Source organism: Halomonas sp. BC04, assembly GCF_000568385.1.
Genome location: NZ_AZQX01000298.1, coordinates 1 through 14,016, shown reverse-complemented (window position 1 = coordinate 14,016; position 14,016 = coordinate 1). Strand labels below are relative to the sequence as shown.

At 64.1% G+C, this 14,016-nt stretch carries 8 protein-coding genes and 4 pseudogenes; 9 read left to right on the top strand and 3 right to left on the bottom strand.

Annotated features, from left to right (window positions below):
- The 9 genes and pseudogenes from Q427_RS20280 to Q427_RS20245 all read left to right on the top strand — a co-directional run.
- Positions 1-2,098, top strand: a pseudogene (locus tag Q427_RS20280) (DNA gyrase C-terminal beta-propeller domain-containing protein); the annotation flags it as partial.
- A 187-nt stretch (positions 2,099-2,285) separates the two neighbouring features.
- Positions 2,286-3,402, top strand: a pseudogene (serC, locus tag Q427_RS20275) (3-phosphoserine/phosphohydroxythreonine transaminase).
- Between the two features lie 4 nt (positions 3,403-3,406).
- Positions 3,407-4,498, top strand: coding sequence for a prephenate dehydratase (gene pheA, locus Q427_RS20270; RefSeq protein WP_043516924.1), 1,092 nt, complete (start codon positions 3,407-3,409; stop codon positions 4,496-4,498).
- A 5-nt stretch (positions 4,499-4,503) separates the two neighbouring features.
- Positions 4,504-6,795, top strand: a pseudogene (locus tag Q427_RS20265) (bifunctional prephenate dehydrogenase/3-phosphoshikimate 1-carboxyvinyltransferase).
- Positions 6,788-7,477 carry a (d)CMP kinase gene (cmk, locus tag Q427_RS20260; RefSeq protein ID WP_043516923.1) on the top strand — a complete coding sequence of 230 codons (690 nt, stop codon included), beginning with the start codon at positions 6,788-6,790 and terminating at the stop codon, positions 7,475-7,477. Before Q427_RS20265 ends, cmk begins: the two are co-directional and overlap by 8 nt.
- A 179-nt stretch (positions 7,478-7,656) precedes the next feature.
- A pseudogene (gene rpsA, locus Q427_RS20255) lies at positions 7,657-9,332 on the top strand (30S ribosomal protein S1).
- A gap of 270 nt (positions 9,333-9,602) precedes the next feature.
- Positions 9,603-10,013, top strand: a complete 411-nt coding sequence (locus Q427_RS20250) for an SRPBCC family protein (RefSeq protein WP_043516922.1) — start codon at positions 9,603-9,605, stop codon at positions 10,011-10,013.
- A 46-nt stretch (positions 10,014-10,059) separates the two neighbouring features.
- On the top strand, positions 10,060-10,224 hold the full coding sequence (locus Q427_RS31540; protein WP_155833642.1) for a hypothetical protein: 165 nt from the start codon (positions 10,060-10,062) through the stop codon (positions 10,222-10,224).
- A gap of 57 nt (positions 10,225-10,281) precedes the next feature.
- Positions 10,282-10,956: a TVP38/TMEM64 family protein gene (locus tag Q427_RS20245; protein WP_043516920.1), complete on the top strand. Its 675-nt coding sequence runs from the start codon at positions 10,282-10,284 to the stop codon at positions 10,954-10,956.
- A 5-nt stretch (positions 10,957-10,961) separates the two neighbouring features.
- Here the strand turns inward: Q427_RS20245 and Q427_RS20240 are convergent, their stop codons facing one another.
- The 3 genes from Q427_RS20240 to Q427_RS20230 form a co-directional block, all read right to left on the bottom strand.
- Entirely contained in the window at positions 10,962-12,521 is a 1,560-nt protein-coding gene (locus Q427_RS20240) for a sensor domain-containing diguanylate cyclase (protein WP_051496557.1), read from the bottom strand.
- Between the two features lie 68 nt (positions 12,522-12,589).
- Positions 12,590-12,826 (bottom strand): DUF2789 domain-containing protein, encoded by a 237-nt coding sequence (locus Q427_RS20235; RefSeq protein ID WP_043516919.1) that lies wholly within the window; start codon positions 12,824-12,826, stop codon positions 12,590-12,592.
- Positions 12,827-12,938: 112 nt separating this feature from the next.
- A complete protein-coding gene (locus Q427_RS20230) occupies positions 12,939-13,928 on the bottom strand; it encodes an asparaginase (RefSeq protein ID WP_081786122.1) in 990 nt (329 codons plus the stop codon).
- Between the last annotated feature and the right edge of the window lie 88 nt (positions 13,929-14,016).

Below are 14,016 nucleotides of genomic sequence, written 5' to 3'. Positions count from 1 at the left end.
CGACGACTGATGGAATACATTCCGGGGCTGATTTCCCCACCGGGGCGATCATCAACGGCAAGGCCGGCATCCTCGAGGCCTATCGCACCGGGCGTGGGCGCATCTATGTGCGCGCCTGCCACACCATCGAGCATGACGACAAGAGCGGTCGCGACCACATCATCGTCACCGAGCTGCCGTATCAGGTGAACAAGGCGCGGCTGATCGAGAAGATCGCCGAGCTGGTGAAAGACAAGAAGATCGAGGGTATCGCCGAGCTGCGCGACGAGTCCGACAAGGACGGCCTGCGGGTGGTGATCGAGGTCAAGCGTGGTGAATCCGGCGAGGTGGTGGTCAATAACCTCTTCGCCCAGACCCAGCTGCAGAATGTCTTCGGCATCAACATGGTCGCCATCGAGGATGGTCAGCCGAAGATCCTCAATCTCAAGGAGATCCTCGAGGCCTTCATTCGTCACCGCCGCGAAGTGGTCACGCGCCGGACCCTGTTCGAGTTGAAGAAGGCCCGCGAGCGCGGCCATCTCCTCGAGGGCCTGGCCGTGGCCATCTCCAACATCGACGAGGTGATCGAACTGATCAAGGCCTCGCCGAGTGCCGCCGAGGCCAAGGAGAAGCTGCTGGACAAGGTCTGGCAGCCGGGCCAGGTGACCGCCATGCTGGAGCGGGCCGGTGCTACCTCGTGCAAGCCGGAGGAGCTGGAGGAGGGCTTCGGCCTCAACCAGACCGGCAGCGAGTACCGCCTTTCGCCGGCCCAGGCCCAGGCGATACTCGAGCTGCGCCTGCACCGCCTGACCGGGCTCGAGACCGAGAAGCTGCTCGATGAGTACCTGGCATTCTCGAGCGGATCGCCGAGCTCACCGCCATTCTCGCCTCCAGCGAGCGCCTGCTGGAAGTGATCCGCGAGGAATTGGCCGCCGTGCGCGATCAGTTCGGCGACCCGCGCCGCACCGAGATCCAGGCCAGCCATCTCGATCTGTCCATCGAGGACCTGATCGCCGAGGAGGACATGGTGGTCACGGTCTCGCGTACCGGCTATGCCAAGACCCAGCCGCTCTCCGACTACCAGGCCCAGCGCCGCGGCGGTCGTGGCAAGTCGGCCACCTCCATGAAGGATGAGGACGTCATCGAGCACCTGCTGGTGGCCTCGACCCACGACACCGTGCTGCTGTTCTCCAACAAGGGCAAGGTCTACTGGCTCAAGGTCTACGAGATGCCCAACGCCAGTCGTGGCTCTCGTGGCAAGCCGCTGGTCAACATGCTGCCGCTGGATGAGGGCGAGGCCATCAACGCTATCCTGCCGGTGCGTGACTACCGGGCAGACAGCTATATCTTCTTCGCCACCGCCAAGGGCACCGTCAAGCGCACCAGCCTCGACCAGTTCTCCCGTCCGCGCAGCGTCGGCCTGATCGCCATCGACCTGGAAGAGGGCGACCGCCTGGTGGGCGCTGCCATCACCAGTGGCTCCGACCACGCCATGCTGCTCTCGTCCAACGGCAAGGCGATACGCTTCGAGGAAGGCAACGTGCGTTCCATGGGGCGAACCGCCCGAGGCGTCCGCGGTATGCGCCTGCAGGGCGGCGCCGAGGTGATCAGCCTGATCATTCCCCAGAGCCAGCAGATCGACGCCGAGGCGGATATCGAAACCGAGGCCGAAGAGGGCGCCGAGCTCGAGTCCACCAATGGCAACGGTGGACAGATCTACATCCTCACCGCCAGCGAGAACGGCTACGGCAAGCGTACCCGGCTCGAGGAGTTCCCGCTGCGGGGCCGTGGCGGCCAGGGTGTGATTGCCATGCAGACCAGCGAGCGTAACGGTTCGCTGGTCGCCGCCATGCAGGTCTATTCCGCCGACGAGATGATGCTGATCACCGACAAGGGCACCCTGGTGCGCACCCGGGTCGATGAAGTGTCGATCACCTCGCGCAACACCCAGGGCGTGATGCTGATTCGCCTCGGCGAGAACGAGAAGCTGGTCAAGACCGTGCGTATCGACGAGCCTGAGGAAGTCGAGAGCGAAGCCATCGAGGGCGAGGGCGAGTCGCTTGATGGGCCGGACGCGAATGAGAACGGCGCCGAAAGCGAGTCCCAGAACGACGAATAAGGCTTGCATGCACCATGCCGAGCGATGAGCGCCGGGGACAAGTCGAAGCGAGGGTCTTTTGCCATGGATGGCAAAAGTAGCGCCCAGGGAAGGGTTCACAGCGCCCTCGCGTAGCTTGTCGACGGATCAGCTCGTCGCGTGCCGGTCCAGTAAATGAAGCTTGAGCTGAAACGGAACCACCACGCTGATGACACGCCACTATAACTTCTGCGCCGGCCCGGCGGCGCTACCCACCCCGGTGCTCGAGCGGGCTCGCGAAGAGATGCTCGACTACCAGGGGCGCGGTCTCTCTGTGATGGAGATGAGTCACCGCTCCCCGGAGTTCGTCGCCATCGCCGAGCAGGCCGAGGCGGACCTGCGCGAGCTGCTCACGATACCCGACAACTACCGGGTGCTGTTCATGCAGGGTGGTGCCAGCCTGCAGTTCTCCATGGTGCCGATGAACCTGCTGGGGCAGGGCGGCAGCGCCAACTTCCTCTATACCGGTATCTGGGGCAAGAAGGCCCTGGCCGAGGCGAAGCAGTTGGGCTTTTCGGTGCAGCTGTCGGGCTCCAGTGAAGATAGCGGTCATACTGCGGTGCCCCGGCAGGCGGATATCGAGCTGGCTGATGACGCCGCTACCTGCACTACACCGCCAACGAGACCATCGGCGGCCTGGAGTTCGACTATATCCCCGGTGCCGGGCAGGGCGGGCTACGCCGTGCCGACGGCGGCGAGGTACCGCTGGTCTGCGACCTTTCCTCGAGCATTCTCTCGGGCCCCCTGGACGTGTCGCGTTTCGGCGTGATCTACGCCGGCGCCCAGAAGAACATCGGCCCGGCCGGCCTTACCCTGGTCATCGTGCGCGACGACCTGTTCGAGCATCGCTGCGAGCGCATTCCCAGCCTCTTCGACTATCGCGCCATGGCCGAGGCCGGGTCGATGGTCAATACGCCGCCCACCTTCGCCTGGTACCTGGCGGGGCTGGTGTTCCAGTGGCTCAAGGACGATATCGGTGGCCTGGCGGCAATGGACGYCATCAATGCGCGCAAGGCCGCCAGGCTCTATGCCGCCATCGACGGAAGCGAGCTCTATTCCAACCCGATTGCCTGGCGAATCGTTCACGGATGAACGTGCCTTTCGTCCTGGCCGACGCGCGCCTCGACAAGCCGTTCCTCGACGAAGCCGAGCAGGCCGGCCTGCTCAACCTCAAGGGGCATCGTAGCGTCGGTGGCATGCGGGCCAGCCTTTACAATGCCGTGCCTGAAGCGGCGGTCGACGCCCTGATCGATTTCATGGCCGACTTCGAGAAGCGAAGGGGATGACACGATGAGCGATACCCCCACCAACCTCGATGCGCTGCGCCAGCGCATCGACGAGCTGGACAACGATATTCTTCGGATGATCAGCGACAGGGCGGCCTGCGCCAAGCAGGTTGCCGAGGTGAAGACCAAGAGCGATCCCGACTCCGTCTTCTATCGGCCGGAGCGCGAGGCCCAGGTGCTGCGTCGCATCATGGAGCTGAACCGCGGGCCGCTGGACAGCGAGGAGATGGCCCGGCTGTTCCGCGAGATCATGTCGGCCTGCCTGGCGCTCGAGCAGCCGATCAAGGTCGCCTACCTGGGGCCAGAGGGCACCTTCACCCAGCAGGCCGCCCTCAAGCACTTCGGTGCCAGCGCCGTCAGCCTGCCGATGGCCGCCATCGACGAGGTGTTCCGCGAGGTCGAGGCCGGTGCCGTGAACTACGGTGTGGTGCCGGTGGAGAACTCCACCGAGGGAGTGATCAGCCATACCCTGGACTCCTTCATGGACTCCTCGATCCGCATCTGCGGCGAAGTGGTGCTGCGCATCCACCACCATTTGCTGGTGTCCGAGGCGACCCTGCGGGACAAGGTGTCGCGGATCTACTCGCATCCGCAATCCTTTGCCCAGTGCCGCAAGTGGCTCGATGCCCACTACCCCCGTGCCGAGCGGGTGCCGGTGTCGTCCAACGCCGAGGCCGCCAAGATGATCAAGGGGGAGTGGCACAGCGCGGCCATCGCCGGCGATATGGCGGCCAAGCTCTATGGTCTGGAGAAGATCGCCGAGAAGATCGAGGATCGCCCCGACAACTCGACGCGATTCCTGATCATCGGCAGCCATGACGTGCCGATATCCGGCGAAGACAAGACCTCCATCGTGGTGGCCATGCGCAATCAGCCTGGCGCACTGCATGAGCTGCTCGAACCCTTCCATCGTCACCAGATCGACCTGACCCGCCTGGAGTCGCGGCCCTCACGGAGCGGCGTGTGGAACTATGTGTTCTTCATCGACTTCAAGGGGCACGTCGATGAACCGCGGGTCGCCGCCGTGCTGGAGGAGGTGCGCCTGCGCGCCGCCGAACTCAAGGTGCTGGGCTCCTATCCGATAGGTGTGCTCTAGGCGTGGTGGGTGAGGGTCCCGAATCCGGCCAGGTCGCCGAGTCGCGCATACTGATCGTCGGCCTGGGGTTGATCGGAGGCTCCCTGGCCGCCGCCTTGCGTGCGGCCGGGCATCGCCATCCCATCGTGGCCTGCGACCCGGACGCCGACGAGATCGCCCGCGGCATCGCCATGGGCTGATCGACCGTGGTGATACCCGGCTGGCACCGCTGGTGGAAGGCGCTTCGCTGATCGTGCTGGCGGTACCGGTGCTGGCCATGGAGGGCGTGATGGCCGAGTTGGCAGAAGCGCTGCCGGGCGGTGCCCTGGAGGGTGACAGTCCGCGGGTCACGGTGACCGACGTGGGCAGCACCAAGGCCGCGGTGCGCGACTGTGCGCTGCGGGTGTTCGGGCGCATGCCGCCGGGCCTGGTTCTGGGGCACCCCATCGCCGGGTCGGAGAAGAGCGGTGTGGCGGCGTCGAACCCGCGGCTCTACGTCAATCACAAGGTGATCCTCACGCCCAGTGCCGAGACTGCACCGGCTGCCGTTGCCCGGGTGCGTGCGCTATGGCAGTCGTGCCGGGCCCAGGTGCTGGAGATGGATGTCGAGCGCCATGATCAGGTGCTGGCACGCACCAGCCACCTGCCGCACCTGCTGGCGTTCTCGCTGGTGGATACCCTGGCGCGTCAGGACGAACGTCTGGAGATCTTCCGCTACGCCGCCGGCGGCTTTCGCGACTTTACCCGCATCGCAGGCAGCGATCCGGTGATGTGGCGAGATATCTTCGTTGCCAATCGTGAGGCCGTTCTGGCTTCCCTGGATGACTTCGAGGCCGGTGTGGCGCGGCTTCGCCATGCCGTGGAAGCCGGCGATGGCGATGCCATGCTCGCCATCTTCGACCGGGCCAGCCATGCGCGACACTATTTTGACTCGCTCCTGAATCAGACCAGTTATCAGGTGGAATACCAGATGGAATCACAAGAGAAACTCACTTTCCGGGCCGTTCCTGGCGGACACGTCGCCGGCCGCATTCGCGTACCCGGCGACAAGTCCATTTCCCACCGCTCGATCATGCTAGGCGCGTTGGCCGAGGGTATCACCGAGGTGAAGGGCTTCCTGGAGGGGGAGGACAGCCTGGCGACCCTGCAGGCATTTCGCGAGATGGGAGTGGCCATTGAAGGCCCCCACCAGGGGCGCGTCACCGTGCATGGCGTCGGCATGCACGGACTCAAGGCGCCATCCGGCCCGCTCTATGTGGGCAATGCCGGCACCGCCATGCGCCTCTTCTCCGGCCTGCTGGCGGGGCAAGCCTTCGACACCGAGCTGATCGGCGATGCCTCGTTGACCAAGCGTCCCATGGGTCGGGTCGCCGACCCGTTGCGGGAGATGGGTGCGGTGATCGAGACCGCCGAAGGCGGCCGGCCGCCGTTGAAGATCCGCGGTGGGCAGACGCTCAAGGGCATCGACTACGACATGCCCATGGCCAGCGCCAGGTGAAATCCTGTCTGTTGCTCGCCGGCCTGTATGCCGAGGGCGAGACCCGGGTGCGTGAACCCGCGCCCACCCGCGACCACACCGAGCGCATGCTGACCGGCTTCGGCTATGAGGTTCAGCGCGAGGGCGATACCTGCTGGCTCCAGGGTGGCGGCAAGCTCACTGCGGCGCCCATCGATGTGCCCTCGGATATCTCTTCGGCCACCTTCTTTCTGGTCGCGGCGGCGATTTCACCGGGGTCCAACCTGGTGCTCGAGCACGTCGGCATCAACCCCACCCGCATCGGCGTGATCAATATCCTCAAGCTGATGGGTGCCGATCTGTGGCTGGCCAATGAGCATGAAGTGGGCGGTGAGCCGGTCGCCGACCTGCATATCCGCTATGCGCCGCTTCATGGCATCGACATTCCTCTGGATCAGGTGCCGCTGGCCATCGATGAGTTCCCGGCGCTGTTCATTGCCGCCGCCAATGCCACCGGCACCACTCGCCTGCGCGGGGCGGAGGAGCTGCGGGTCAAGGAGTCCGACCGCATCCAGGCCATGGCCGACGGCCTGGCGACCATCGGCGTCGAGCATACCGTGGTGGAAGACGGCATCGATATCGTCGGTGCCGGGGAGCGTGAGGTCGCCTACGGCGGTGGGCGGATCGACAGCTCGGCGATCATCGTATCGCCATGGCCTTCGTGATTGCCTCGCTACGTGCCGGCGATGAGATCGTCATCGACGACTGTGCCAACGTGTCGACCTCGTTTCCGGGCTTCGTCGAACTGGCCCGCACCGTTGGCCTGCAGGTCAGCGAAGAATCGGAGGTGTCGAATGCGTGACAAGGCAGCGGTGCTGACCGTGGATGGTCCTGGCGGGGCGGGCAAGGGCACCATCAGCCGCCTGATCGCCGATCGGCTCGGCTGGCACCTGCTGGACAGCGGAGCGCTCTATCGTCTCACGGCTCTGGCCGCCATGCGGCGTGATGTGGCGTTGGATGACGAGGCGGCACTCGAACGGGTCGCCGCCACCCTCGACGTGGTGTTTCTCGTCGAGGGTAGCGCCACCCGAGTCATGCTTGAGGAAGACGACGTCAGCCGTGATATCCGCACCGAGCCGGTGGGCGATGCCGCCTCACGGGTGGCTGCGCTGCCCGCCGTTCGCCAGGCGCTGCTGCAGCGTCAACGCGATTTCCGCCAGCCCCCCGGGCTGGTGGCGGATGGCCGCGACATGGGTACGGTGGTCTTCCCCGATGCCGAGCTCAAGGTATTCCTCACGGCGAGCCCGGAAGAGCGTGCGCGTAGGCGCCACCTCCAGTTGCAGGAAACCGGGCTGGATGCTAGTCTATCGAGTCTTTTGAAGGAGATTCAGGCGCGCGATGCACGCGACATGCAGCGCAGCGTGGCTCCGCTCGTACCGGCCGATGACGCCATCGAGCTGGATACCACGAGCCTGAGTATACCGGAAGTGGTGGAACGGTTGACGGAGTGGCTGGCCGAACGCGGCCTCACCCGGCTGACTTGATCTCCCTTGCGGCGCCCCCGTCAGGATGTGATGGCATGGCCGAGCAGCCCTTTCACTGAAAGCTCGTCCAGGTCGAACCGGCGTTAACATCCCCGGGGGTTTGGCAAATTAGGCCCGCACTCGCTGGTGGTGCGGAGAAGGCGGCAACGCCTCAACACCGTTGATCACGTAGGAAAATCATGAGCGAAAGCTTTGCTGAACTGTTTGAACAGTCACTCCAGGACATCAACATGGAGCCGGGCGCCATCGTCACGGCTACTGTTGTCGACATCGAAGGTGACTGGGTCACCGTCAATGCCGGCCTGAAGTCCGAAGGCAGATTCCCGTGGCTCAGTTCCGCGACGAAAGTGGCGAACTGAACATCGCGATCGGCGACGAAGTCAGCGTCGCCCTGGAAGCCGTCGAAGACGGTTTCGGCGAGACGCGCCTGTCTCGCGAGAAGGCCAAGCGCGCCGAAGCCTGGAAGGTGCTGGAAGCGGCCTTCGAGAAGGAAGAGATCGTCAAGGGCGTGATCAACGGCAAGGTAAAAGGCGGTTTTACCGTCGATATCGATTCCATTCGTGCCTTCCTGCCGGGTTCCCTGGTAGACGTGCGTCCGGTGCGCGACACCACGCACCTGGAGCACAAGGAACTCGACTTCAAGGTCATCAAGCTCGACCCGAAGCGCAACAACGTCGTGGTTTCCCGCCGTGCCGTTCTCGAAGCCGAGAACAGTGCCGAGCGTGAAGCCCTGCTGGCTACCCTGCAAGAAGGCCAGCAGATCATGGGTATCGTCAAGAACCTGACCGACTACGGCGCCTTCGTCGATCTGGGCGGCGTCGATGGCCTGCTCCACATCACCGACATGGCCTGGAAGCGCATCAAGCATCCGAGCGAGATCGTGGCCGTGGGCGACGAGATCAACGTCAAGGTGCTCAAGTTCGACCGCGAGCGCAACCGTGTCTCCCTGGGCCTGAAGCAGCTGGGCGAAGATCCCTGGGTCAACATCAAGGATCGCTACCCCGAGGGTACCGTTGTCACGGCTCGCGTCACCAACCTTACCGACTACGGTTGCTTCGCCGAGCTGGAAGAGGGTGTCGAGGGCCTGGTTCACGTCTCCGAAATGGACTGGACCAACAAGAACATCCATCCGTCCAAGGTCGTCAATATCGGCGACGAAGTGGATGTCATGATCCTGGATATCGACGAAGAGCGTCGTCGTATCTCCCTGGGTATCAAGCAGTGCACCGCGAATCCGTGGGAAACCTTCAACGCCCAGTACAACAAGGGCGACCGGGTCTCCGGTACCATCAAGTCGATCACCGACTTCGGTATCTTCATCGGTCTGGAAGGCGGCATCGACGGCCTGGTTCACCTCTCCGACCTCTCCTGGTCCGAGACCGGTGAAGAAGCCGTGCGTCGCTTCAAGAAGGGCGACGAAGCCGAGGCCGTCATCCTCTCCATCGATCCGGAGCGCGAGCGCATTTCGCTGGGCATCAAGCAGCTCGATTCCGACCCGGTGGCCGAGTACCTGTCGGTCAACGACAAGGGCTCCATCGTCTCCGGTCGTGTGGTCGAAGTCGATGCCAAGGAAGCCCACGTCGAGCTGGCGACCGATGTCGTTGCCATCCTCAAGGCTTCCGAGATCAGCGCCGACCGCGTCGAAGATGCCCGCAACGTGCTGAGCGAAGGCGATACCGTCGAAGCCCGCATCGTCAGCGTCGATCGCAAGAACCGCGCGATCAGCCTCTCGATCAAGGCCAAGGATCAGGACGACACCCGTCAGAACCTGAAGAAGCTGCGTGAAGAGTCGCCCGAAGCAGGTGGTCCGACCACCATCGGCGACCTGATCAAGCAGCAGATGGGTCAGGACTGATCCCCTCGGCCCGATCATTCGGGGCCGTCTGGAACGGTTGACAAGAACGCCGCCCCGGCACGCCGGGGCGGCGTTTTCTTGCGCAGCTGGTTTACGCCGCGCGTTTGGAGGTAGGTCCTGCCGCCCGACTGTGGCCGACGGCCAACCGGGCAGTGGCATGTCCCACGGTATGGCACATTACGCATCGGCGGTAGCTTGAAAGGAGGGAGGGGGGTACCCTGCAACTCTTGGGTGAATGACCAGCGTCAATCCGGAGTCCAGGGAGCCGCCATGGCCACCATTGAACACAGTGCAATCCTCAAGGCCTCGCCGGAGCGTGTCTTTGCGTTGCTGGAGCGGGTCGAAGATTTCGTGGAGTACTCCGACATGATCCGGGCGATCGAGCCACTGGGTGGTGAACGCTACCGTTGGCACGTTCGTGCCGTTGGCATGGATTGGACCTTCGATGTGGAGATTACCGAGAAGCAGCCGCCCGAAACGCTCGCCTGGGAGTCCCTGGAGGGGGTGCGTAACCAGGGTTGTTATCGGCTGACGCCGGTAGCGGAAGGTACCCAGGTGGCGCTCAGCGTCACCTACGCCATTCGCAACCGCATGGTGGAGAAGGCGGTTACGCGAGCCGCCAGGCCACTGGTCAACAAGGTCAGCCGTCAAATTCTCGAGCGCGTGGAAGCCAAGTTGTGATTCAATCGAATCGACGAGGCCGCCGGCCTCATTCGAGGACACTTCGATGCTCAAGGGGCTGCTTTGGTGTTTGACCCTGCTGGTGCTCCAGCTAGGGCTGCTGCGTTACGTGGACCTGCGTGTCGCGGCCATGCCGCGCATGGAAGATGAGCCGGAAGCCGCTCCCGGCAATGCGCCGTCACTGGGTCGAGAGGGTGAGCTCGACGCGTGACCCGGGCCAGGCCTCATGGCACCATGTGCTCTTTCCCAAGGGTGAGCGAGACAAGTGATGCAGCAAGACACCTCATTGCGCCGACGGTGGCGACTGGTCGCCGTCGGCGCAAGCCTATTGATGGCGTGTTATTTGTGGATATGGCACTCGCCCGATCTCATCGCCGTCAAGCATTGGGCCGAAGAGGCTTCCCACCACCCGCTGACCATCATCAGCGTCATCGCCATCATGGCCATCACGCTTGCCTTTGGTTTGCCTGGTAGCATCGGGCTATGGTTAATCGCCCCCTTCTATCCGCCACAGGTGGCCACCCCCATGCTGATCCTCGGCAGTACCGGCGGTGCCGTTGGGGCGTATTACCTGGCGGCCAGGGTGGGCGAGCACTGGAACCCCAGGGGCCTGACTCGCAAGATCATGCGCATGCTGGAGAAGCGCAGCGACTTTCTCACCCAGTGCGCCCTGCGTGTGCTGCCGGGGTTTCCGCATTCAGTGATCAATTTCGCCGCCGGGTTGCGTCGCCTGCCGTTGCGTACCTTTGTGGTCGCCGCCGTGGTGGGGCTCGGCATCAAGTGGGCGGTCTACGCCAGCGCCATCCATAGCACGCTGGAGGCCGTGGGGAGGGGGGAAAATGCCATCAGTGCCGATATCGTGCTGCCGCTGGTGGCGCTGGCCCTGCTGCTGCTGGTCGGTGCCTGGATGCGACGCCGGGTGGAAGAGGGCCGGGGTGTTTAGCCAGCCTAGTCTCGATCGAGTTTTCTGTAATGTGCCACGCCGTCACGTCCATCGCGCTTGACGCCATACATCGCCTTGTCCGCCGCATCGACCATGGCGCTGACGGTATCGAACTCGGTATCCTCCAGTGAGGCGATACCGATGGAAGCGGTCACGTGCAGGGGATCTCCCTCGGACTGGGCCAGGGGTTGCGAAGCCAGGAAGTGGCGGATTCGGTCCCCCAGCCGGCTGGCCTGATCCCGGCGGGTATTGGGCATGATCACCAGGAACTCCTCACCGCCATAGCGGCCGGCGATATCATCTTCCCGAACCATGTTTTCCAGCGCGGAGGCGAAGCGAATCAGCACTTCGTCGCCGAAGCGGTGGCCGTAGAGGTCATTGATGCGCTTGAAGTGGTCCAGGTCGATGAACATGACGGACATCGGTCGGTTGCCCAGCTGCGCATTGTCAAAGTGCTGGACCAGCAACTTTTCCAGCCAGGGGCGATTGGCCAGCCGAGTCAGGTGGTCCATGCGGTGCTGTTCGTCGAGCGCGTCATGGCGGGCCAGCAGCGACTCCAGTTCATGGCGCTGATCGGCAAGCCGCTGATTGAGCAGCAGGTTCTGCTCGAAGAGCAGCTCCTTGGCTTCGGCCAGCAAAAGCGTGCTGTTGATCTCAGGGGGGCAGGTGATCTCGAATAGCTTGGCCAGGGTTGGCAAGCGTTGCTGCAGGTCCTCCAGAACGGAGACCAGCATGGCGATATCCAGCGACTCCAGCCGTGCCAGCTGGTGCAGCAGGTCACTGAAGACGGCCGCCGGCGCATGGGCAAGCCAGCCATCGGCGATACGACAGGAAAGCCGCAGGCAGAGGCGTTTGGGGTTGCCATCCTCCAATGGGCCATGGCTCTCCGCGATCCCTGCTGCCATCGGCGCGGGTACACCCCAGCTGAGGGCAAGCCAGGCGCCCACCAGTGAGTGATCGCAGCCATAGAGCCGTTGCTCGGTCTCGCGCAACTTGTCGTGGTCGCGCAGGGTGGGGACCTGTTGGGCGTAGCGTTCGGTATCCACGGCCTCGAGGGCCAGGATACCGATATCCTGGATCAGCGCCGTGGTGAACAGCTGGCCGGCCTCTTGCGGGCAGAGTTGTTTGGCAAGCTGCTGGGCTGACAGCGCGGCAATGATGGAACGCTGCCAGAGATAGTCGTATTCGAGTGCGTCACTGGCGCCGGGGCGAGGCAGGCCGAAGCTCATGGCCGCGGCCAGGGTGGCATCCAGGCCGAGGCGCGAAACGGCATCGTGGCAGGTGACGACGCGGTTGCCGCCGCGGGAGAAGTAGGCGCTGTTGGCCATCGACAGCAATCTGAGCGTCAGGGCCGGGTCCTGCTGGATTGCCGTGGCGAAGTCGGCAAGACAGGGTTCCGGTGCCCGGGCCAGGCCGATCACCCGGGCCGCGGCGGCGGGCAGGCTTGGCAGTGTTCGACAGTCGCCCAGGCGCAGGCGAAGGGTGTCGGGAAGTGGGGGGAGCGCAGGAGTTGTCAGGCCAATAGCGCCATCGGATTCGCTGGTCGACATCCTATCGGTCGGCATGCTAACTCCTGATTTAAACAGTTGTTTGTTGTTTTTCTTAAGTTAACATAATCAAATGGTCAAGTAAGTTACTTTTTTCGCAGCGATGCGTCCAGGTGATCGACCACTTCGGCCCAGTCGGCGTCCTCCTCCAGTGCATCATGAATGAATGCGGCCTGGGATTCACTCCAGAAGGGCGCTTCGTGTAGCTGCATGGTTTCCTGCAGCGGCGCGTGACGCTCAATGAAGTCCTTGATGGAGGCATCATCGGCAGGAAGGCCCAGCTGCTCGAAGAGCTCGGCAAAGTGGTGAACAGGCTTTTCCATGGTTTGTCCCCTAGGCAAACGATACGCAAACGAAGAGTACCAAAACAGCAGCCGGTTTGGCACCGCTCATGCGGCACACTTCAACGCTGCCAGGAAATTGATCAGCGTATTCTCAACGCTCACCCACCAGCGCCGTGAGAAAACGTCGCCTGCGTTCGCGGTCATCCAGGGGCTGTGCCAGCAGGTGGACCAGCTTGGTCAGCGCCGCTTCGGGTGTCATGGCATCTCCCGAGAGTACACCGGCCTCGGCCAGCCCCTGGCCGGCGGCGTATTGACCGATGGCGATACCGCCATGGGGGCACTGGGTGACTGCCGCCAACAGTTTTCCTTCCCCAGTGGCCTTGGCCAGCACCCCCAGCAGTGCCGGGTCCTCAGGCGCGTTGCCACCGCCCCACACCTCCAGCAGCGCACCCTTTACCCGCTCATCTTCCAGCCAGCTCGCCAATTGCCAGGCCTGAATGCCCGGCCACAGGACGATGCGGGCCACACCGCCGGCCGCCAGCGCAGTATAGTCCGGCAGCTCGAAGCGTGGCGCGCCACGCTGCTGCACCTCCAGTCCACGGCTGGGGTAGAGCACGGTGTCATCGCCGACCCGCTCTCCCAGCAGTGGAAAGTTGGGGCTGGCAAAGGCATCGATGGCTTCGCTATGCCGCTTGCAGGTGCGCACCCCGCGAAACAGCTTGTCGGCGAAGGCCACGGCCACTTCCTGCAGCCGGGGCTCGGTGGCGAATCGAAGTGCCAGCTCCACGTTGGCCAGGGCATCGCTGTCCTGTGCTTCGAGCGGGCGCATGGCGCCGGTAACGATCACCGGGCGGTCCAGGCCCTGGAGCTGGTAGGCAAGGCTAGCGGCTGTCCACGCCAGGGTGTCGGTGCCGTGGAGCACCACCACGCCGGCGTAGTCGGGCAGCGCGTTGGCGATGGTATGGCCAAGGCGCTGCCAGTCCATGGCGGTGGCAGCGCTGGAGTCGATGGGCTCGTCCGCTTCCTTGACGACGAATGCCGGCAGGCGCGCCTGGCGAGTCGGGGGCAGGGTGGCAAGGGCGCGGCGCAGGCGCGCGTTCATATTGCCGCCTGCGGCCAGGCCACGGGGGGAGGCTACCATGCCCAGGGTGCCGCCAGCGTAGAGAACCGAGCACGGGGCGATCGGCGGAGAAGGGCGCGGTCATGTCGGCTCCTGGCAGTCACGGTGA